This is a genomic window from Staphylococcus caprae, assembly GCF_003966625.1.
Classification (GTDB): Bacteria; Bacillota; Bacilli; order Staphylococcales; family Staphylococcaceae; genus Staphylococcus; species Staphylococcus caprae.
This window is the reverse complement of the sequence record NZ_AP018587.1, coordinates 1675398-1698666: the sequence shown is the minus strand read 5'-3', so window position 1 is coordinate 1698666 and position 23269 is coordinate 1675398. Positions and strand designations below refer to the sequence as shown.

General features: G+C 34.3%; 16 protein-coding genes and 2 pseudogenes. All 18 read left to right on the top strand.

The features are described from left to right. The first annotated feature begins 95 nt into the window (after positions 1 to 95). The 18 genes and pseudogenes from JMUB898_RS08070 to ymfI all read left to right on the top strand — a co-directional run bounded on the left by JMUB898_RS08070 (position 96) and on the right by ymfI (position 23186). On the top strand, positions 96 to 4406 hold the full coding sequence (locus tag JMUB898_RS08070) for a PolC-type DNA polymerase III (protein ID WP_095323372.1): 4311 nt from the start codon (positions 96 to 98) through the stop codon (positions 4404 to 4406). A 181-nt stretch (positions 4407 to 4587) separates the two neighbouring features. Then, positions 4588 to 5055: a ribosome maturation factor RimP gene (gene rimP / locus JMUB898_RS08065; RefSeq protein WP_037541410.1), complete on the top strand. Its 468-nt coding sequence runs from the start codon at positions 4588 to 4590 to the stop codon at positions 5053 to 5055. A 20-nt stretch (positions 5056 to 5075) separates the two neighbouring features. Continuing rightward, complete coding sequence (nusA, locus tag JMUB898_RS08060) at positions 5076 to 6287, top strand: transcription termination factor NusA (protein ID WP_002442570.1); 1212 nt, start codon at positions 5076 to 5078, stop codon at positions 6285 to 6287. A gap of 16 nt (positions 6288 to 6303) precedes the next feature. After that, complete coding sequence (gene rnpM, locus JMUB898_RS08055; RefSeq protein WP_002442571.1) at positions 6304 to 6588, top strand: RNase P modulator RnpM; 285 nt, start codon at positions 6304 to 6306, stop codon at positions 6586 to 6588. Continuing rightward, positions 6585 to 6902 (top strand): L7Ae/L30e/S12e/Gadd45 family ribosomal protein, encoded by a 318-nt coding sequence (locus tag JMUB898_RS08050; protein ID WP_002442572.1) that lies wholly within the window; start codon positions 6585 to 6587, stop codon positions 6900 to 6902. The genes rnpM and JMUB898_RS08050 overlap by 4 nt, the downstream gene beginning before the upstream one ends. 4 nt (positions 6903 to 6906) lie before the next feature. After that, positions 6907 to 9072, top strand: a complete 2166-nt coding sequence (infB, locus tag JMUB898_RS08045; RefSeq protein ID WP_126501971.1) for a translation initiation factor IF-2 — start codon at positions 6907 to 6909, stop codon at positions 9070 to 9072. A gap of 161 nt (positions 9073 to 9233) precedes the next feature. Then, positions 9234 to 9584 carry a 30S ribosome-binding factor RbfA gene (gene rbfA / locus JMUB898_RS08040; RefSeq protein ID WP_037541413.1) on the top strand — a complete coding sequence of 117 codons (351 nt, stop codon included), beginning with the start codon at positions 9234 to 9236 and terminating at the stop codon, positions 9582 to 9584. Between the two features lie 147 nt (positions 9585 to 9731). Further along, positions 9732 to 10649 carry a tRNA pseudouridine(55) synthase TruB gene (gene truB, locus JMUB898_RS08035; protein WP_002442577.1) on the top strand — a complete coding sequence of 306 codons (918 nt, stop codon included), beginning with the start codon at positions 9732 to 9734 and terminating at the stop codon, positions 10647 to 10649. Positions 10650 to 10664: 15 nt separating this feature from the next. Continuing rightward, positions 10665 to 11636: a riboflavin biosynthesis protein RibF gene (ribF, locus tag JMUB898_RS08030; protein WP_002442581.1), complete on the top strand. Its 972-nt coding sequence runs from the start codon at positions 10665 to 10667 to the stop codon at positions 11634 to 11636. Positions 11637 to 11896: 260 nt separating this feature from the next. Beyond that, entirely contained in the window at positions 11897 to 12166 is a 270-nt protein-coding gene (gene rpsO, locus JMUB898_RS08025) for a 30S ribosomal protein S15 (RefSeq protein WP_002442583.1), read from the top strand. A 316-nt stretch (positions 12167 to 12482) separates the two neighbouring features. Beyond that, positions 12483 to 14582 (top strand): polyribonucleotide nucleotidyltransferase, encoded by a 2100-nt coding sequence (gene pnp, locus JMUB898_RS08020; RefSeq protein ID WP_049402112.1) that lies wholly within the window; start codon positions 12483 to 12485, stop codon positions 14580 to 14582. A 240-nt stretch (positions 14583 to 14822) separates the two neighbouring features. Then, on the top strand, positions 14823 to 16496 hold the full coding sequence (rnjB, locus tag JMUB898_RS08010) for a ribonuclease J2 (protein WP_037541414.1): 1674 nt from the start codon (positions 14823 to 14825) through the stop codon (positions 16494 to 16496). A 263-nt stretch (positions 16497 to 16759) separates the two neighbouring features. Next, a pseudogene (locus JMUB898_RS12880) lies at positions 16760 to 17621 on the top strand (DNA translocase FtsK 4TM domain-containing protein); the annotation flags it as partial. A 98-nt stretch (positions 17622 to 17719) separates the two neighbouring features. Then, positions 17720 to 19171, top strand: a pseudogene (locus tag JMUB898_RS12875) (DNA translocase FtsK); the annotation flags it as partial. A 2-nt stretch (positions 19172 to 19173) separates the two neighbouring features. Next, the gene (locus JMUB898_RS08000; RefSeq protein ID WP_002442591.1) at positions 19174 to 19884 is read left to right on the top strand and encodes a GntR family transcriptional regulator; all 711 of its coding nucleotides are present in this window, start codon (positions 19174 to 19176) and stop codon (positions 19882 to 19884) included. A 46-nt stretch (positions 19885 to 19930) separates the two neighbouring features. Next, complete coding sequence (gene yfmF / locus JMUB898_RS07995) at positions 19931 to 21196, top strand: EF-P 5-aminopentanol modification-associated protein YfmF (protein ID WP_037541551.1); 1266 nt, start codon at positions 19931 to 19933, stop codon at positions 21194 to 21196. Further along, positions 21196 to 22482, top strand: a complete 1287-nt coding sequence (gene yfmH / locus JMUB898_RS07990; RefSeq protein ID WP_002442594.1) for an EF-P 5-aminopentanol modification-associated protein YfmH — start codon at positions 21196 to 21198, stop codon at positions 22480 to 22482. Before yfmF ends, yfmH begins: the two co-directional genes overlap by 1 nt. Next, positions 22482 to 23186 (top strand): elongation factor P 5-aminopentanone reductase, encoded by a 705-nt coding sequence (gene ymfI, locus JMUB898_RS07985; protein WP_002442596.1) that lies wholly within the window; start codon positions 22482 to 22484, stop codon positions 23184 to 23186. Before yfmH ends, ymfI begins: the two co-directional genes overlap by 1 nt. Positions 23187 to 23269 lie beyond the last annotated feature (83 nt).

Genomic DNA, 23269 nt, shown 5'->3' with positions numbered 1-23269 from the left:
CTTTTGCATAAAAATCGAAATATTTCCAAACAAAGCATACGTTAAATTATTTTTAGTAAAAGTATTAAATATTTAAGGTGGTTATTATTTTGGCAATGACAAATCAAGAAAAATTCAAAGTACTTGCCGATCAAATTAAAATATCAAATCAATTAGAGTCTGACATTCTTCAAGAAGGAGAGCTGACTCGCATTGATGTTTCCAACAAAAACAGAACATGGGAGTTTCAAATTTCATTACCACGCTTTCTCTCTCATGAAGATTATCTTTTATTTACTCATGCAATTGAAGAAGAATTCAAAGAAATAGCCACGGTTACAATACATTTCTCAATTAAAGACACGCATAACCAAGATGAACACGCATTAAAATATTTTGCCCATTGTATTGATCAAACTGGATTATCACCTAAAGTGAAAGGTCAACTTAAACAGAAGAAGTTGATTATGTCTGGCAACGTCATTAAAGTTTTAGTTTCTAATGATATTGAACGTAATCACTTCGATAAAGGGTGTAACGGCAGCTTAGTAAAAGCATTCCAAAAATGCGGTTTCAATATCGATAAAGTTGTATTTGAAACGGATACGTCAAACCATGATGATGATTTAGCATCTTTAGAAGCGCATATTCAACAAGAAGATGAACAAAGCGCTAGAGAAGCAACTGAGAAATTAGAAAAAATGAAAGCTGAAAAAGCCAAACAACAGGACAACAACGAAAGTACTGTTGATAAATGTCAAATTGGTAAGCCTATCCAAGTTGAAAATCTGCGTTCAATTGAGTCTATCATTGAAGAAGAATTTAAAGTAGCCATTGAGGGCGTTATCTTCGATATTAACTTAAAAGAATTAAAAAGCGGACGTCATATTGTAGAACTCAAAGTTACAGACTATACGGATTCTCTAGTTTTAAAAATGTTTACACGTAAAAATAAAGATGATTTAGATCATTTCAAAGCACTTAGTGTAGGTAAATGGGTAAGAGCTCAAGGTCGAATTGAAGAAGATTCATTCGTTCGTGATTTAGTGATGATGATGTCTGACATTGAGGAAATCAAGAAAACTCCGAAAAGAGATAAAGCAGACGAAAAACGTGTTGAATTTCATTTACATACAGCGATGAGTCAAATGGATGGTATTCCAAATATAAGTTCATATGTAGAACAAGCTGCGGAATGGGGACATTCTGCGATTGCGGTCACGGATCACAATGTTGTACAAGCCTTTCCAGATGCGCATAATGCTGCTGAGAAACACGGCTTGAAAATGATTTATGGTATGGAAGGCATGCTTGTTGATGATGGCGTTCCTATTGCATACAAACCAACTGATCGTAATTTAAAAGATGCGACGTATGTCGTGTTCGACGTTGAAACAACGGGTCTATCCAATCAGTACGATAAAATTATTGAATTAGCAGCAGTTAAAGTACATGATGGTGAAATTATTGATAAATTTGAACGTTTTAGTAATCCACATGAACGTTTGTCAGAAACAATCATTAATTTGACGCATATTACTGATGATATGCTGACAGATGCGCCGGAAATTGAAGAAGTATTAACTGAATTTAAAGAATGGGTTGGAGACGCCATTTTTGTAGCGCATAATGCGTCATTCGATATGGGCTTCATCGATACAGGTTATGAACGTTTAGGTTTCGGTCCATCAACAAACGGTGTCATTGATACACTCGAACTTTCTCGTACGATTAATACAGAGTATGGTAAACATGGTTTGAATTTCCTTGCTAAAAAGTATGGCGTCGAACTCACACAACACCATAGAGCCATTTATGATACAGAGGCTACGGCCTACATTTTCATTAAAATGGTTCAACAAATGAAGGAGCTAGGTGTTAACAACCATAACGAAATTAATAAAAAACTTACGAATGAAGATGCATATAAAAGAGCTCGACCATCACATGTCACATTAATCGTTCAAAACCAAGAAGGACTTAAAAACTTATTTAAGATTGTTAGTGCCTCTTTAGTTCAATATTATTATCGTACTCCACGAATTCCTCGTTCACTTTTAAATGAATATAGAGAAGGAATATTAGTGGGAACAGCATGTGACGAAGGTGAGTTATTTACTGCAGTAATGCAGAAAGATCAATCAGAAGTTGAAAAAATTGCAAAGTATTATGACTTTATCGAAGTTCAACCGCCAGCCCTTTATCAAGATTTAATGGATAGAGAATTGATTAGAGATAAAGAAACATTGATTGAGATTTATAAGCGATTAATTGAAGCTGGCGAAAGTGCCAACATCCCCGTTATTGCAACAGGTAATGCGCATTATTTATATGAACATGATGCGATAGCGAGAAAAATATTAATCGCTTCTCAACCAGGTAATCCATTGAATCGTTCTACATTACCAGAAGCTCATTTTAGAACAACTGATGAAATGTTAGATGAGTTTCACTTTTTAGGAGAGGAAAAAGCGCACGAGATTGTTGTAAAAAATACAAACGAGTTAGCTGATCGTATTGAGAGAGTCGTGCCAATTAAAGATAAATTGTTCACTCCGAGAATGGAAGGCGCGAATGATGAAATTCGTGAGTTAAGCTATTCTAATGCTAAAAAATTATATGGTGAAGACTTACCACAAATTGTTATAGATAGATTAGAGAAGGAATTGGCAAGTATTATCGGTAACGGATTCTCAGTTATCTATTTAATTTCCCAACGTTTGGTTAAGAAATCACTCGATGATGGATATTTAGTAGGCTCTCGTGGTTCCGTAGGTTCAAGTTTCGTAGCAACGATGACTGAAATCACTGAGGTTAATCCATTGCCACCGCACTATATCTGTTCTCATTGTAAGACAAGTGAGTTCTTCGATGATGGTTCCGTAGGTTCAGGGTTTGACCTTCCCGATAAAAAATGTCCAACATGTGGAAATGATTTAATTAAGGAAGGACAGGATATTCCCTTCGAGACATTCTTAGGATTCAAAGGGGACAAAGTACCTGATATTGACTTAAACTTTAGTGGTGAATATCAACCGAATGCACATAACTATACGAAAGTACTATTTGGTGAAGACAAAGTATTCCGTGCTGGAACGATAGGTACAGTAGCAGAAAAAACAGCATTCGGATTTGTCAAAGGCTACTTGAACGACCAAGGCATTCATAAGCGTGGTGCAGAAATTGATAGATTAGTCAAAGGATGTACAGGCGTAAAACGTACAACAGGTCAGCATCCAGGGGGGATTATCGTAGTACCAGATTACATGGATATTTATGATTTCACACCGATTCAATTCCCGGCGGATGACCAAAGTGCGGCTTGGATGACAACACACTTTGACTTCCACTCTATCCATGATAATGTACTTAAACTCGATATACTTGGACACGATGATCCAACGATGATTCGTATGCTTCAAGACTTGTCTGGCATAGATCCTAAAACAATTCCAGTTGATGATAAAGACACGATGCAAATTTTCAGTGGCCCTGAAAGTCTAGGTGTTACGGAAGATGAAATTTTATGTAAGACAGGAACTTTTGGTGTTCCTGAATTTGGTACAGGGTTTGTTAGACAAATGTTGGAAGATACAAAGCCAACGACATTTTCAGAACTTGTTCAAATATCAGGATTATCTCACGGTACTGACGTATGGCTTGGAAATGCGCAAGAGTTAATAAGACAAGGTATTTGTGACTTATCAAGCGTTATAGGCTGTCGTGACGATATCATGGTTTATCTTATGTATGCTGGTTTAGAGCCATCAATGGCATTTAAAACGATGGAATTTGTGCGTAAAGGTCGTGGTTTAACTGATGAAATGGTTGAAGCGATGAAGGCAAATGATGTGCCAGACTGGTATTTAGATTCTTGTCGTAAGATTAAATACATGTTCCCGAAAGCACACGCGGCTGCTTATGTACTTATGGCGGTTAGAATTGCTTATTTCAAAGTTCATCATCCATTATATTACTATGCAGCATACTTTACGATCAGAGCCTCTGACTTTGATCTCATTACTATGATTAAAGATAAAACAAGTATTCGTAATACAGTTAAAGACATGTATTCAAGATATATGGATTTAGGTAAAAAAGAAAAAGACGTGTTAACTGTACTTGAGATTATGAATGAGATGGCACATCGTGGTTATCGTATGCAACCCATCAGTCTAGAAAAAAGTCAGGCGTTTGACTTCATTATTGAAGGAGATACGCTTATCCCACCATTCGTGGCAGTTCCAGGACTAGGTGAAAATGTTGCCAAACGAATTGTAGAAGCACGTGAGGAAGGACCATTCTTATCTAAAGAAGATTTAAATAAGAAGGCCGGTTTATCTCAAAAAGTTATTGATTACTTAGATGAAATGGGCTCATTACCTGACTTACCAGATAAAGCACAACTTTCAATCTTTGATATGTAATGATTTAATGAAAAAGATTTTTTCAAATACAAATAAAGTACAACACATCTATTTACATCTGATGAAATTTGTTTAGTATCAATAGTTATGATATACTTAAATTGCGTAAAAAATGATTAAACTCAGGCAGAAGAGTGGGCATATACCCGCTCTTTTCTATTTGCCAAAAAAGGAGGCCTGTATGAGTAAAGTTACTGAACAAGTAGAATCAATCATTCAACCTATCTTAGACGACTTAAAATTTGAACTTGTTGAAATTGAATATGTTAAAGAAGGTAAAGACCGTTTTCTAAGAATTTCCATTGATAAAGAAGGCGGTGTAGATTTAAACGATTGTACGCTAGCTTCTGAAAAAATTAGTGAAGCTATGGATGAAAATGACCCTATCCCTGAAATGTATTATCTTGATGTGGCTTCTCCAGGAGCAGAAAGACCTATTAAAAAAGATAAAGATTTTCACAATGCGGTAACTCAACCGGTGTTTATCTCACTTTATGCTCCAATTGAAGGCGAGAAAGAATGGTTAGGCATTTTACAATCTGTTGATGATGACAATATTGTTATGGAAGTAAAAGAAAAATCTAAAACAAAACAAATTGAAATACCAAGAAATAAAATAGCAAAAGCACGTCACGCTGTTATGATTTAACGTGATGAGGAGGAAAAACTGTGTCAAGTAATGAATTATTATTAGCTACTGAATATTTGGAAAAGGAAAAGAAAATTCCTAGAGAAGTACTTATCGATGCAATTGAAGCAGCATTAATTACTGCTTATAAGAAAAATTACGACAGTGCAAGAAATGTTAGAGTTGAATTAAATATGGACGAAGGTTCATTTAGAGTTATTGCACGTAAAGAAGTAGTAGAAGAAGTTTTTGATGATAGAGAAGAAGTAGACTTAAGTACAGCTTTAGTAAAAAATCCTGCTTATGAAGTTGGAGATATTTACGAAGAAGATGTAACACCAAAAGACTTTGGTCGTGTAGGTGCGCAAGCAGCTAAACAGGCAGTGATGCAAAGATTAAGAGATGCTGAAAGAGAAATCTTATACGATGAATTTATTGATAAAGAGGAAGATATCTTAACAGGTGTAATTGACCGTGTTGACCACCGTTATGTATACGTAAACTTAGGTCGTATTGAAGCGGTATTATCAGAAGCGGAAAGAAGCCCTAATGAAAGTTATATTCCTAATGAACGAATTAAAGTTTATGTAAACAAAGTTGAACAAACGACTAAAGGTCCTCAAATTTATGTTTCAAGAAGCCATCCAGGTTTATTAAAACGTTTATTCGAACAAGAAGTTCCAGAAATTTATGATGGAACAGTGATTGTTAAATCTGTTGCTCGTGAAGCAGGTGACCGTTCTAAAATCAGTGTATATTCAGAAAATCCTGACATTGATGCTGTTGGCGCATGTGTAGGTTCTAAAGGTGCACGTGTTGAAGCGGTAGTAGAAGAACTTGGTGGAGAGAAAATTGACATTGTGCAATGGAATGAAGATCCGAAAGTATTCGTAAGAAATGCTTTAAGTCCATCACAAGTTTTAGAAGTGATTGTAGACGAAGACAATCAATCAACAGTTGTTGTAGTTCCAGATTATCAATTATCTTTAGCAATTGGTAAACGTGGTCAAAATGCTCGTTTAGCTGCTAAGTTAACAGGCTGGAAGATTGATATTAAATCTGAAACAGATGCACGTGAAGCAGGTATTTACCCAATCATTGAGTCAGAAGAAGTAGCAGATGAAATTGTTAACACTGGCGATGAAGATGTAGAATTTGATGATGTTAATTTAGAAGAATCTAACTTAACTACGGCAGAATTAGCTGCAGAAACGGATGAAGAAACAGAAGAAGATAAGAATACAGAAGAATAGATTGGAGTGACTACTTATGAAGAAGAAAAAAATTCCAATGAGAAAATGTATTATATCTAACGAAATGCATCCTAAGAAAGATATGATTCGTGTAGTCATCAATAAAGAAGGTGAAATATTTGCCGATGCGACTGGTAAGAAACAAGGTCGTGGCGCATATGTTTCTAAAGATGTTCCTTTAGTTGAAAAGGCACAACAAAAAGAATTGCTTGAAAAATATTTCAATGCTTCTAAAGAAACACTTGAACCAGTATATAAAGAAATTATTCGTTTAATCTATAGAGAAGAGATTCCTAAATGACGAAAGATCAAATATTTAATTTTCTTGGTTTAGCAATGAGAGCAGGCAAAATAAAAAGTGGAGAATCTGTAATTCTAAGCGACATTAAAACTAATAAAATTAAACTCGTCATTGTTGCAACTGATGCCTCTGATAACACATTAAAAGTTATGAAAAATAAGAGCGAGAGCAATCAAATTCCACTAAGAAGTTTTGGAACGAGAGTTGAATTAGGGATAGCACTTGGTAAAGGCGAGAGAGTAAATATTGGTGTAACCGATAATGGTTTTGCAAAAAAATTGTTATCAATGATAGATGAATATCGTAAGGAGTGATTATATGAGTAAAAAAAGAATTTACGAATATGCGAAAGAATTGAATCTAAAGAGTAAAGAGATTATAGATGAGTTAAAAAGTATGAATGTTGAAGTGTCTAACCATATGCAAGCTTTAGAAGACGACCAAATTAAAGCTTTAGACAAAAAGTTCAAAAAAGAACAAAATAATGACAACAAACAAAATACTCAAGATAATCACCAAAAATCTAATAGCAAACAAAATCAAAACAATAAAGGCAAACAACAAAACAAAAATAACCAACAACAAAAAGGTAACCAACAATCTAATCAAAACAAGAAAAACGGACAAAACAACAAAGGCAAGCAACAAAATAAGAATAATAAAAACAATAAAAATAATAAGAACAACAAGAATAATAAACAACAAAACCAAACTTCAGAACCAAAAGAAATGCCTTCTAAAATCACTTACCAAGAAGGAATTACAGTTGGCGAATTAGCTGAAAAATTAAATGTTGAATCTTCAGGCATTATTAAGAAATTATTCTTACTAGGTATCATGGCTAATATTAACCAATCATTAGATGAAGAAACATTAGAATTAATTGCTGAAGACTATGGTGTAGAAATCGAACAAGAAGTTGTCATTGATGAGGAAGATTTATCGATTTATTTCGATGATGAAAGCGAAGATCCAGATGCAATTGAAAGACCAGCTGTAGTTACAATCATGGGACACGTTGACCATGGTAAAACAACTTTATTAGATTCTATTCGTCATACTAAAGTAACTGAAGGAGAAGCAGGCGGTATTACTCAACATATCGGTGCTTATCAAATTGAAAATGCTGGTAAGAAAATTACTTTCTTAGATACACCAGGACACGCTGCATTTACAACAATGCGTGCACGTGGGGCACAAGTCACTGATATTACTATTCTAGTTGTAGCAGCAGATGATGGCGTAATGCCACAAACTATCGAAGCGATTAATCACGCGAAAGAAGCAGAAGTACCGACAATCGTTGCAGTAAATAAAATTGATAAACCGACAGCTAATCCAGATCGTGTTATGCAAGAATTAACTGAATACGGTTTAATCCCTGAAGACTGGGGTGGCGATACAATTTTCGTACCACTTTCAGCCTTAAGTGGAGACGGTATTGAAGATTTACTTGAAATGATTGGCTTAGTAGCAGAAGTTCAAGAATTAAAAGCAAATCCTGAAAAACGTGCTGTCGGTACGGTTATTGAAGCAGAACTTGATAAATCACGTGGGCCTGCTGCATCATTATTAGTACAAAATGGTACTTTAAATGTTGGAGATTCAATTGTAGTCGGTAATACGTATGGTCGTATTCGTGCTATGGTAAATGATTTAGGTAAACGTATTAAATCAGCTGGCCCATCTACGCCGGTCGAAATTACTGGTATCAATGATGTGCCACTTGCGGGTGATCGTTTCGTTGTATTTAGTGATGAAAAACAAGCACGCCGTATTGGTGAAGCACGTCATGAAGCAAGTGTAATTCAGCAACGTCAAGAAAGTAAAAATGTTTCATTAGATAACTTATTTGAACAAATGAAACAAGGCGAAATGAAAGACCTTAACGTAATCATCAAAGGTGACGTTCAAGGTTCTGTAGAAGCATTAGCAGCTTCATTAATGAAAATTGATGTTGAAGGCGTTAATGTACGCATTATTCATACAGCTGTCGGTGCAATCAATGAATCTGACGTGACATTGGCAAATGCTTCTAACGGTATTATTATCGGATTTAACGTTCGTCCAGATGCAGGTGCAAAACGTGCTGCTGAAGCGGAAAATGTTGATATGAGATTACACCGTGTTATCTATAATGTTATCGAAGAAATCGAATCTGCTATGAAAGGTTTACTTGACCCAGAATACGAAGAACAAGTTATCGGACAAGCAGAGGTACGTCAAACATTCAAAGTATCTAAAATTGGTACAATTGCAGGTAGTTATGTAACAGAAGGTAAAATCACACGTAACGCAGGTGTACGTGTTATAAGAGATGGTATTGTCTTATTCGAAGGTGAGTTAGATACACTTAAACGTTTCAAAGATGACGCTAAAGAAGTAGCTCAAGGTTATGAATGTGGTATTACCATCGAAAAATATAACGACCTTAAAGAAGGCGACATTATCGAAGCATTTGAAATGGTTGAAATCCAAAGATAATGAATTAGAATATCATTCCAATCTCCTCGCTATTAAACACAAATAGGGAGGAGATTTTTGAATCAATCACATTGCTAAAAAGCGCATTATTTAATAAAATATAATCTACTTGAGCGTGGATAATTTTAAAAAATAAATATATTAAAAGAGGTGAAATGAAGATGAGTAATATGAGAGCTGAACGTGTTGGCGAACAAATGAAGCAAGAAATTATGGATATTGTAAACACTAAAGTAAAAGATCCTAGAGTTGGATTTCTTACGATTACAGATGTTGAATTAACGAATGACCTATCGCAAGCAAAAGTTTATTTAACTGTATTAGGAAACGAAAAAGAAGTCGATAATACATTTAAGGCACTTGAAAAAGCGAAAGGCTTTATTAAATCCGAGTTAGGTTCAAGAATGCGTTTAAGAATTATTCCTGATTTAACATTTGAATATGATGAATCAATCGAATACGGTAATAAAATTGAACGTATGATTCAAGATTTACACAAAGAAGATAAATAATCTTTTATGAAAGTAGGTACGCGTATTCACAAAAGAAATTGTTGAATGACTACCTACTATTTTTATGTATTATTTTCAGTCAAATAGAGTTTAAGAGATGTTATAATAATTAAGGTTAAAGTAACGTTGAGTAAAAGGTGTGACAAAATGTATAACGGTATATTACCTGTATTTAAAGAAAGAGGTTTAACAAGCCACGATGTTGTTTTTAAACTAAGAAAGATTTTAAAAATGAAGAAAATTGGACATACGGGTACACTTGATCCTGAAGTAAATGGTGTACTTCCAATTTGTTTAGGTCATGCTACGAGGATCAGTGATTACGTGATGGATATGGGTAAAACGTATAAAGCAACTGTCACACTAGGCATGAGTACGACTACTGAAGATCAAACAGGGGATATATTAGAAACTAAGCGTATTAAAGCAGAAGATGTTTCAGAACAAGACATAGATCATACGCTTGAGCAATTTTTAGGTCTTATAAAACAAATTCCCCCTATGTATTCTTCAGTGAAGGTTAAAGGTAAAAAGCTATACGAATATGCTCGAAATAATGAGGAAGTAGAAAGACCAATCAGGCACGTCTATATCAAATCTATTCAAAGAATTTCTGAACTAACCTTCGAAGGTGAACAGTGTCATTTCGATATTGAAGTTACATGTGGTAAGGGTACGTATATTAGAACTTTAGCTACTGATATTGGTGCCAGTCTTGGCTTTCCTGCGCATATGTCACTTTTAACTCGCATCGCTTCAGGCGGTTTTAAGCAAGAGGCCAGTTTAACACTTGATCAAATTAAAGTATTGCATGAGCATGATTCATTACAAGAAAAGTTGTTTCCTATAGAATATGGTTTGAAAGGATTACAACACATTGAAGTCAGTGATGATGAACTCAAGAAGCGGATCTTAAATGGTCAGAAATTCAATAGTCATGAATTTCAGTATGAATTTGAGGAGCAATTTGTGTTTATCGATAACCACACAAATAAAGCGCTTGCTATATATATGATTCATCCGGAAAAAGCGCACGAAATTAAACCGAAAAAAGTTTTTAACTAAAGGAGCAATTTATTTATGAAAGTGATAGAAGTAACCCATCCTATTCAAAAGGAACAGTTAATCAATGAAGATGTAGCGATGGCGTTTGGTTTCTTTGATGGTATGCATAGAGGTCATGACAAAGTTTTTCAAACTTTAGACCGTAAAGCCAAAGAAAGTAATTTGAAAAAAGCTGTAATGACGTTTGACCCTCATCCATCAGTAGTGCTAAATCCCGAGCGTAAACGTACAACATATTTAACACCACTTTCAGATAAATTGGAAATGATTGCGCAACATGATATTGATTATTGTATTGTCATTAACTTTTCTTCAAGATTTGCAAATGTAACTTCCGAAGCATTTATTCAAGAATATGTGATTAATAATCATGTTAAAGAAGTGATTGCAGGTTTCGACTTTACTTTTGGTAAATTTGGTAAAGGGAATATGACTGTTTTACAAGAATCTGAAGAATTCAATACTACCATTGTAGGTAAGCAAGAAATGGGTTCTGAAAAGATATCTACAACAGCTATTAGAGAGGCATTAACTGAAGGTAATTTAAGAAAAGCAAATGAAGCGTTAGGTTACTTATATAGAATTAAAGGCACAGTTGTGCAAGGAGAAAAACGTGGCAGAACGATTGGTTTCCCTACAGCTAATGTACAACCGAACGATGATTACGTGCTACCTAAAAAAGGTGTCTATGCCGTGAGTATGGAGATAGGTCCAGAGAGTAAATTGTATAGAGGGGTAGCCAATGTGGGAGTAAAACCTACATTCCATGATCCAGCTAAAGCTGAAGTAGTGATTGAAGTAAATATTTTTGACTTTGATGAAAATATTTATGGTGAAAGGGTTACAGTTTATTGGCATCACTTCTTAAGACCAGAAGTTAAATTTGAGGGCATAGATCCATTAGTTGAACAGATGAATGAAGATAAAGCTAAAGCGAAATATTTATTATCTGTTGATTTCGGTGATGATATATCGTATAATATTTAAAGTTGAGGAAGAAAAGAGTAGGGAATTTAAAGTTTATGCTCTGGGGAACCGATTAACGGCGTCCCAAAAGCAGGATTTTCGGCAGTAACTTTCACAACCCGGCAAAATTTGAGAAACAATTTTGCTCATCGTTCGGTTCTGCTTAAACCTTAAACACTTTTGTCCCGAACTCACTTCTAAGATACCTTTTTCTTAGTAGGTCGAGTCTCCGACGCCTAACTCAGATTAAGGAGTAAAAAATTTTAAGGAGGAAATTGATTATGGCAATTTCACAAGAACGTAAAGATGAATTAATTAAAGAATACCGTGTACACGAAACAGATACTGGTTCACCAGAAGTACAAATCGCTGTTTTAACTGCAGAAATCGCTGCGTTAAACGAACACTTACGTGAACACAAAAAAGACCACCATTCTCGTCGTGGATTATTAAAAATGGTAGGTCGTCGTAGACACTTATTAAACTACTTACGTAGTAAAGATATTCAACGTTACCGTGAATTAATTAAATCATTAGGTATCCGTCGTTAATCTTAATATAGAATTAGGAAAGCACCAGTTGGATGGTACTTTTGTATATTTTACGGCAAAATAAATTTAATTAAGATGACTGATAGAAAGCCCTTTTCAATCGAGGAGTCGAAATGCATAACGACGGGATTTTACTAATAGTAAATGAGCTAGGCATGCATAAGACGACAAAGAGTGAAAGGGTTTGTCTACAGTCAGAGGAAAGCACCAGTTGGATGGTACTTTCCTTTTTTTATTATCACACATAATAAAAAATATAAAATTGAGTAAATAAATGATATGATGTAAATAATAGAATTAAGAGAGGAGATTCATAATGTCTCAAGAGAAGAAAGTTTTCAAAACTGAATGGGCTGGTCGTTCTTTAACTATTGAGACAGGTCAATTAGCAAAGCAAGCTAATGGTGCTGTTTTAGTACGTTATGGAGATACAGTTGTGTTATCAACTGCTACTGCTTCAAAGGAACCTAGAGATGGTGACTTTTTCCCATTAACAGTCAATTATGAAGAAAAAATGTATGCGGCAGGTAAAATTCCTGGTGGATTCAAAAAAAGAGAAGGACGTCCTGGAGATGAAGCGACACTAACTGCACGATTAATCGACAGACCTATTCGTCCATTATTCCCAAAAGGTTACAGACATGATGTTCAAATTATGAACATTGTTCTAAGTGCTGATCCAGATTGTTCACCTGAAATGGCTGCAATGATTGGTTCTTCAATGGCTTTAAGTGTGTCAGACATTCCTTTCCAAGGACCTATTGCAGGTGTCAATGTAGGTTATGTTGACGGTAATTATGTCATCAACCCTTCAGTTTCTGAAAAGGAAGTTTCTAGATTAGACTTAGAAGTGGCTGGTCATAAAGATGCTGTAAACATGGTAGAAGCAGGGGCTAGTGAAATCACTGAAAGCGAAATGCTTGAGGCAATCTTCTTCGGACATGAAGAAATTAAACGTTTAGTTGCATTCCAACAAGAAATTATTGATCATATTCAACCAGTAAAACAAGAATTTATTCCTGTTGAACGTGACGAAGCGCTAGTTGAAAAAGTAAAAGCATTAACTGAAGAAAAAGGTTTAAAAGATACAGTATTAACATTTGATAAACAACAACGTGATGAAAATTTAGATGCACTTAAAGAAGAAGTCGTAGAACATTTTATAGATGAAGAAGATCCAGACAATGAATCTCTTATCAATGAAGTGTACTCAATCTTGAATGATCTCGTAAAAGAAGAAGTAAGACGCTTAATTGCTGATGAAAAAATTCGTCCGGATGGTCGTAAAGTAGATGAAATACGTCCACTTGACTCAGAAGTTGGACTCTTACCGAGAGCTCATGGTTCAGGATTATTTACACGTGGACAAACACAAGCACTATCTGTTTTAACATTAGGCGCATTAGGAGATTATCAACTCATCGATGGTCTAGGACCAGAAGTAGAAAAACGCTTCATGCATCATTATAATTTCCCTAACTTCTCTGTTGGTGAAACAGGCCCTGTTCGTGCGCCTGGACGTCGTGAAATTGGTCATGGTGCATTAGGTGAAAGAGCTTTACGCTATATCATCCCTGATACAACTGATTTTCCATATACAATCCGTATTGTAAGTGAAGTATTAGAATCAAACGGTTCTTCTTCACAAGCATCAATTTGTGGTTCTACACTTGCGTTAATGGATGCTGGTGTACCAATTAAAGCACCTGTAGCAGGTATAGCCATGGGCCTCGTTACACGTGATGATAGCTATACAATTTTAACTGACATTCAAGGTATGGAAGATGCACTTGGTGACATGGACTTTAAAGTAGCGGGTACTAAAGAAGGTATTACTGCTATTCAAATGGATATCAAAATTGATGGTTTAACACGAGAAGTAATTGAAGAAGCACTTGAACAAGCTCGTCAAGGACGCTTAGCTATTATGGATCACATGCTTCAAACAATCGATGCACCACGTAAAGAATTAAGTGCTTATGCTCCAAAAGTTGTTACAATGCACATCAAACCTGACAAAATCAGAGATGTCATTGGACCTGGCGGCAAAAAAATCAATGAAATTATTGATGAAACAGGCGTTAAACTTGATATCGAGCAAGATGGAACAATCTTTATCGGTGCTGTAGACCAAGAAATGATTGATCGTGCGAAAGAAATTATCGAAGAAATTACACGTGAAGCTGAAGTTGGCCAAGTATATCATGCTAAAGTTAAACGTATCGAAAAATATGGTGCTTTCGTAGAGTTATTCCCAGGTAAAGATGCGTTACTTCATATTTCTCAAATTTCTAAAGATAGAATCAATAAAGTTGAAGATGTATTAAATATTGGTGATACGATTGAAGTAAAAATTACTGAAATAGACAAGCAAGGCAGAGTAAATGCTTCTCATAAAGCTTTAACACAAGAATAAAGTGAATGGTTAAGATTGAGTATTCTTAATGGAGTACTCAATCTTTTTATTTTACATATTTTGGGCTATTAAAAATGAATCGTGCCAATTTACAAAGGTTGATTAAGCGTATAAGAAAAATAAAATTTAAATCTTCAAGATGGTCAACCGTGCTTTAATAGTGTACATCACGCCTATTTTAACTTATAATAAATGATGAGTTTATATATGGACGGGTCACTATTTATAGGAGGTAACATTTTGAGTTTAATAAAGAAAAAAAATAAAGATATTCGCATCATACCACTCGGTGGTGTAGGCGAAATCGCTAAAAATATGTACATCGTTGAAGTAGACGATGAAATGTTTATGTTAGATGCGGGATTAATGTTCCCCGAAGATGAAATGCTAGGCGTAGATATTGTTATTCCTGACATTCAATATGTCATTGAAAATAAAGATAAGTTAAAAGGCATTTTCCTTTCTCATGGTCATGAACACGCGATTGGTGCAGTGAGTTATGTGTTAGAACAAATTGATGCACCAGTGTATGGTTCTAAGTTGACAATCGCACTTATTAAAGAAAACATGAAGGCCCGTAATATTAAAAAGAAAGTGCGTTACTATACAGTTAATCATGATTCAGTAATGAGATTTAAAAATGTAAACGTGAGTTTCTTTAATACTACACATAGCATTCCTGATAGTTTAGGTATTTGTATTCACACATCATATGGTTCTATCGTATATACAGGTGAATTTAAATTTGATCAAAGTTTACATGGTCAGTATGCACCTGATATGAAACGAATGGCTGAAATTGGTGATGAAGGAGTATTTGCATTAATCAGTGATTCTACTGAAGCTGAAAAGCCTGGCTACAATACACCTGAAAATGTCATCGAACACCATATGTATGATGCATTTGCTAAAGTAAAAGGAAGACTTATCGTCTCTTGCTATGCGTCTAATTTTATACGTATCCAACAAGTATTAAATATTGCGAGTCAATTGAATCGTAAAGTATCATTCTTAGGTCGTTCACTTGAAAGTTCATTTAATATCGCCCGCAAGATGGGATATTTCGATATACCTAAAGACTTATTAATACCTATTAATGAAGTTGATAATTATCCTAAGAATGAAGTCATTATCATTGCCACAGGCATGCAAGGAGAACCTGTCGAAGCTTTAAGTCAAATGGCTCAAAAGAAACATAAAATTATGAATATCGAAGATGGCGATTCTGTCTTCTTAGCAATTACAGCTTCAGCGAATATGGAAGTCATCATTGCGGATACTTTAAATGAATTGGTACGCGCCGGTGCCCACATCATTCCTAACAATAAGAAGATTCATGCTTCAAGTCACGGTTGTATGGAAGAATTAAAAATGATGTTAAATATCATGAAACCGGAATATTTTATCCCTGTGCAAGGTGAATTTAAAATGCAAATTGCACACGCTAAATTAGCTGCTGAGTCAGGTGTTGCTCCTGAAAAAATCTTTTTAGTAGAAAAAGGCGACGTTATTAATTATGACGGTAAAGATATGATTCTAAATGAAAAAGTAAATTCAGGAAATGTACTTATTGATGGTATTGGTGTTGGCGACGTAGGTAACATCGTATTAAGAGACCGTCATTTATTAGCAGAAGATGGAATATTCATTGCTGTGGTAACGTTAGATCCTAAAAACAGACGAATTGCAGCAGGTCCTGAAATACAATCAAGAGGCTTTGTTTATGTTAGAGAAAGCGAAGAATTATTAAATGAAGCGGAAGAAAAAGTGCGTACAATTGTAGAAGCAGGTTTACAAGAAAAACGTATTGAATGGTCTGAAATAAAGCAAAATATGCGAGATCAAATTAGTAAACTATTATTCGAAAGTACGAAACGACGTCCAATGATTATTCCAGTTATTTCTGAGATATAATCCAAATAAAAAATATTTTAAAGAGGTTGGGACAATTTAGTAAAACACAATCACTTTGTAACATAAAGATGATGATGTTCTACATTTAGGTTATTTTAATTTTGTTCACTTTATATCGAAACAAAAGATATGGACGATTAAAATTAACTTTAAACATTTAAATTGTTCCTGCCTCTTTCATCTTATTAAATATATACATAAGAAATAGGTGTCATAAGACCTAATGGAGAACTGTGAAAGATTAAAAAAGAAGGTGTAAAATCTTGCCACAAGCAAAGAAAAAAACAACGACTAGAAAGAAAAGTAATGCTACGCGTAAAAACTCTAAGAGAAGAAAACAAAATGAAAGTCCGTTACGCTATTTAATTGCTATTTCCATTGTCATTCTTGTCGTTTTAGGAGCTTTTCAATTAGGCATAGTTGGTCGAATGATTGATAGTTTCTTTAATTATTTATTTGGAATGAGTAGATTTTTAACATATATTTTAGTAATCCTAGCAACAGGTTTTATTACATACTCTAAAAAGATTCCTAAAACGCGTCGTAGTGTTGGGGCAATTATCTTACAATTAGCTTTATTATTTATAGCACAACTTTATTATCATTTTACAAAAGGTATCTCATCTGAAAGAGAACCAGTACTTTCATATGTATATCGATCATATGAACATACGCATTTTCCAAATTTTGGTGGAGGACTCATTGGTTTTTACTTACTTAAGTTGTTTATTCCGCTCATCTCTATTGTAGGAGTTATTATTATTACGATTTTATTAGTGGCATCAAGTATTATTCTTTTAATGAACTTAAGACATAGAGATGTGACTAAAAATTTATTTGAAAATATGAAGTCTTCAAGTGAAAATGCTTCAGAGTCTTTTAAAGAAAAAAGGGAACAAAATAAAGCTAAAAAAGAAGAACGCGCACAATTAAAAGCTAAACGTGCTGAAGAAAAGAAACGTACTAAAAATCAAGAGAGATTACAACACGAACAAGTTAAAGATGTAAGTGATTTACCAGAAGTAGGACAAACGAATGATATACCTATATATGGACATAACGAACAAGAGGATCAAGTCAATAGTCAACCGAATAAGCGTAAAAAACGAATCTTTGACAATGAAGCTAAAAGCAGCGAAACAACATCAAATTCACAAGAAAATAATCATAAAAAAGATGTTTCGACGAATTCAGAACAGGAAATCAATAATAACAACGACGGGGAAAGTTCTATTTCAGAAGCCGGAGAAGTGGCTAATGTCGAATATACTGTGCCACCTTTAACTTTACTTAATCAACCTGTGAAACAACAATCAACTTCTAAAGCTGAAGTTCAGCGCAAAGGTCAAGTATTAGAGTCAACGATGAAAAACTTTGGTGTCAATGCGAAAGTCACACAAATTAAAATCGGTCCTGCAGTAACTCAATATGAAATCCAACCAGCCCAAGGTGTTAAAGTAAGTAAAATCGTTAACTTACACAACGACATTGCTTTAGCATTAGCTGCTAAAGATGTACGTATTGAAGCGCCTATACCCGGTCGTTCTGCAGTGGGGATTGAAGTACCAAATGATAAGATTTCATTAGTATCTTTAAAAGAAGTGTTAGAAGAGAAATTCCCTTCACAACATAAGTTAGAAGTCGGCTTAGGCCGAGATATTTCTGGTGAACCTGTATCTATCCAATTAAATGAAATGCCACACTTACTTGTTGCAGGTTCAACAGGTAGTGGTAAATCAGTTTGTATTAACGGTATCATCACAAGTATTTTACTTAACGCAAAGCCTCATGAAGTAAAACTTATGTTAATTGACCCTAAAATGGTAGAATTAAACGTATATAATGGTATACCACATTTACTTATACCAGTTGTTACGAACCCACATAAAGCATCTCAGGCTCTAGAAAAAGTAGTTGCTGAAATGGAACGTCGTTACGATCTTTTCCAACATTCTTCTACACGTAATATTGAAGGTTATAACCAATATATTCGTAAACAAAATGAAGAACTTGAAGAGAAACAATCCGAATTACCTTACATTGTTGTAATTGTAGATGAGTTAGCAGATTTAATGATGGTTGCAGGAAAAGAAGTTGAAAATGCGATTCAACGTATTACTCAAATGGCCCGAGCTGCTGGAATTCATTTAATTGTAGCCACTCAAAGACCATCAGTTGATGTCATTACAGGTATTATCAAGAATAATATTCCATCAAGAATTGCCTTTGCGGTAAGTTCACAAACAGACTCTAGAACAATTATTGGTTCTGGCGGTGCTGAAAAATTACTAGGTAAAGGTGACATGTTATATATAGGTAACGGAGAGTCTACGCAAACACGTATTCAAGGTGCTTTCTTGAGTGACAAAGAAGTTCAAGACGTAGTCAATTATGTTGTAGAACAACAACAAGCGAATTATGTGAAAGAAATGGAACCAGATGCACCAGTCGATAAATCAGAGATGAAAAGTGAAGATTCTTTATACGATGAAGCCTATTTATTTGTTATAGAACAACAGAAGGCTAGTACATCTTTATTACAAAGACAATTTAGAATTGGGTATAATCGTGCTTCAAGATTAATGGACGATTTAGAACGTAATCAGGTCATAGGCCCACAAAAAGGGAGCAAGCCTAGACAAATTCTAGTTGATTTAGATAATGATGAGGTGTAAAAATGTCGGAAATGAATGCTATATATAGAGTAAAACAATATATTTTAAATATGATTAAAAATGGTGAGCTAGAAAACGGTGGTAAGTTACCTAGTAATTTATCAATTGCACGTGCATTAAATGTTAAAACTGATGATGTTTATGACGGCATTGGTGAATTAATCACAGAACAAATAGTCACGGATAATTTTGAAGAGGGGACAAGCGTTAAAGCACAACCTCCCTTCTTTTATCCATTAGACAAATTAATAAGTATTAGTACTATGATTGAAGAAGCTGGGTATAAAGCAGGTATAGAGTATCTAAATTTTGATGAACAACCAGCAACAATCTTAGATGCAGAACATTTAGGAATAGAAACCAAGCAACCAGTCACTATCATTGAGAGATTGAGAACTGCTGACCATAAACCTGTCGTTTATTGTTTAGATAAAATTGCGAAACAATACTTAACTTGTTTAGATTATCAGAAAAGTAACGGATCAATGTTAAGAGCCATTAAAGATGCCACAGGACACGAAGTGACTCATGCTGAAATGGACTTAGAAGCGATTAGTTACGAACCACACATTTCTGAAGTGCTCAACGCGTCGCCACACGAAGGTTTAATGTTATTGAAAGTTGTACATTATGATGAAAATGGACAACCCATCTTATACTCTTTAAACTATCTTAAAAGTAGTTTAGTTAAGTTTAAAGTTAATAAAAATTAAATAGTAAATGTTTTTACAGAAAAGGGAGGTATGGCATTTGGAGACAATGAACCATGACCATTCAAATATACATATCAATGTTTTACCAACTGAAAAATTTAAAACAACGATGGTGACATTTAAATTCATGGCACCATTAGATTATGAAACGATTACATCTCGTTCCATTCTAAGTAAAGTATTAGTACGTGCTACTCAAAAATGGCCTAACGACAAAGCGTTAAATAGACATTTGTCAAACTTATATGGGGCTTATATCAATAGTTTTGTAACTAAATTTAAAGATAAACATGTCATTACTATTTCTCTAGAAATTGTGAATGAGCGTTACTTGAAGGATTCTACGCCTCTATTTGAAAAGGGATTAGAAATGCTGAAAGAGTTAATATGGAACCCTTTAATTGAAGATGAACAATTCAATGAAAAATATGTGGCTCAAGAGAAATCTCTCCTTACTAAGAAAATTGAAGCAATGACAGATAATAAGGCGCAATATTCATTTTTAAAATTAATGAATTATATGTTTAAAGATGAACCTTATAAATATATTGCTACGGGTCAATTGGAACAAATACCACAAGTGACTGCTCAAAACTTGTATGATACATATAAATCCATGATACATAATGATGAATGTGCAATTTACGTAGTAGGAAATGTTAACGAACAAGAAACGAGAAATTTAATCCAAAATAACTTTGAAATCAAACCGTTTGAGTTAGAAAAGGGTTCACCATTAACACAAATAAATCATATTGGTTCGCCAAAGGTTATTATTGAAGAAGATGAAGTGGACCAAGCAAAACTTAATCTTGGTTATCGATTCCCAACCTACTATGGTAAACAAAATTATTATGCGTTTGTCGTGTTTAATATGATGTTTGGTGGAGATCCCTCTTCAGTATTGTTCAATGAAGTTCGTGAAAAGCAAAGTTTAGCTTATTCAATCCATTCTCAAATTGATGGTAAAAATGGATTCTTATTTGTCTTAAGTGGCGTATCTGCTGATAAATATGAACGCGCGAAAGATACCATTTTAGAAGAATTCGATAAATTAAAAAATGGTGAATTTGATGAAACTAAATTAGAATTAGCTAAAAAAATTATTATTTCACACAGACATGAATCTACTGATAGACCTAAAAGCATGATTGAATTGCTACATAATCAACTATTATTAGACGAATATCAATCTGATGAAGACTTTATTAAAGCAATTAATCAGGTTACAAAAGAAGATGTAATTGAGTTAGCTAACGAAGCTGTCCTTGATACCATTTATGTTTTAACGAAGGGAGGTCAAAGTGAATAATGAAAGTACATAATTATGAACTTATTGATGAAAAGGTTTTTGAACATGAACTTGATAATGGACTAAAACTGTTTATTATACCTAAGCCAGGATTTCAAAAAACATTTGTAACTTATACAACACAATTTGGTTCGTTAGATAATCACTTTAAACCTCTTGGTAGTAATGAATTTGTAAAGGTTCCAGACGGCGTAGCTCATTTTTTAGAACATAAACTTTTTGAAAAAGAAGAAGAAGATTTATTTACAGCATTTGCTGAAGAAAATGCACAGGCAAATGCTTTCACTAGCTTTGATCGTACAAGTTACTTATTTAGTGCTACAAATCACCTCGAAAGTAATATTAAGCGTTTATTAACCATGGTTGAAACACCGTATTTTACTGAAGAAACTGTAAATAAGGAAAAGGGCATTATCGCTGAAGAAATTAAAATGTATCAAGAACAACCTGGTTATAAATTGATGTTTAATACGCTTAGAGCTATGTACTCTAAACATCCTATCCGAGTTGATATTGCTGGAAGTGTAGACAGTATTTATGACATAACTAAAGACGATTTATATTTATGTTACGAAACGTTTTACCATCCATCCAATATGGTTCTCTTCGTCGTAGGCGATGTTGATCCTCAAAGTATCGTTGATTTAGTCGATAATCATGAAAAGCAACGCAACAAGACTAATCAACCTCAGATAGAGCGTGCACAAATTAAAGAACCGGAAGAAGTCAATACACATACTGTAACTGAAAAGATGAAATTACAATCGCCACGACTCATGCTAGGATTTAAAAATCAACCACTCAATGAAAGCTCAGAAAAATACGTTCAAAGAGACTTAGAAATGACATTTTTCTATGAGTTGATTTTCGGCGAGGAAACAGATTTTTATCAAGATTTGTTAAACAAAGATCTTATCGATGAAACGTTTGGTTACCAATTTGTATTAGAACCAAGTTACAGTTTTTCTATTATTACGAGTGCGACACAACACCCCGACGAGTTGAAAGAATTATTAATTAATGAACTTAAGAAATACAGAGGACATTTAGCGGATCAAGAAGCGTTTGATTTATTGAAAAAACAATTTATCGGCGAATTTATTTCTAGTTTAAACTCCCCTGAGTATATTGCGAATCAATATGCAAAGTTATATTTCGAAGGCGTGAGTGTCTTCGATATGTTAGAGATTGTTGAAAATATTACTTTAGAAAGTGTAAATGAAACATCTAAGCTATTCCTTGACTTTGATCATCTTGTTGATAGTCGTTTGGAGCTGAAAGAGTAATGAAAGCGCTAGTAATTGGTGGTTCAGGTAGTATCGGCACTGCAATTGTAGACCGCTTATTAGATGAAGGTTATGAAGTGATTATTCATTACAACACTGCGGATTTAACTTCATTAAAAGAAAAGTATAAAAATAATAATGTAGAATTTATCCAATGTGATTTAGCTCAAGATATAACATTATCGGAATATTTCGGGCATCTCAATGATATAGACTGCCTCATATATACGAGTGGAACTGCCTTATATGGTATGTTGCAAGATATGAGTGATGAAGACATAGACTATAGTTATGCCCTTCATGTAAGACAATTTATTCGTTTATCTAGATATTTTGTTGATACTTTAAGAAAAAGTAATAATGGACGTATCATTGTGATTTCTTCAATATGGGGAGAAACAGGTGCTAGTATGGAATCAATTTATTCTGCAATGAAGAGTGCTCAGATTGGTTTCGTTAAAGCACTTAGCCAAGAATTGGCACTCACTTCAGTGACAGTAAATGCAATTGCACCTGGCTTTGTCTCTGGTAACATGAGCAATGCGTGGTCTAAAGAAGAAATGGAATCTATTGTAGTAGAATTGCCTCAAAACAGAATGATTGAACCATACGAAGTTGCTCACGTTTGTGCGTATTTATGCCATCCAATGTCTAGAAGCATTACAGGTACCGTTCAAAAAGTTAATGGCGGTTGGTATTTATAAGTTAGCTACTCTTACGGGATAGAAGCTTTCTATTTATTGTCTTTGATTAATCATTCTTGTTTATTTTTATAAGAAAATTAATA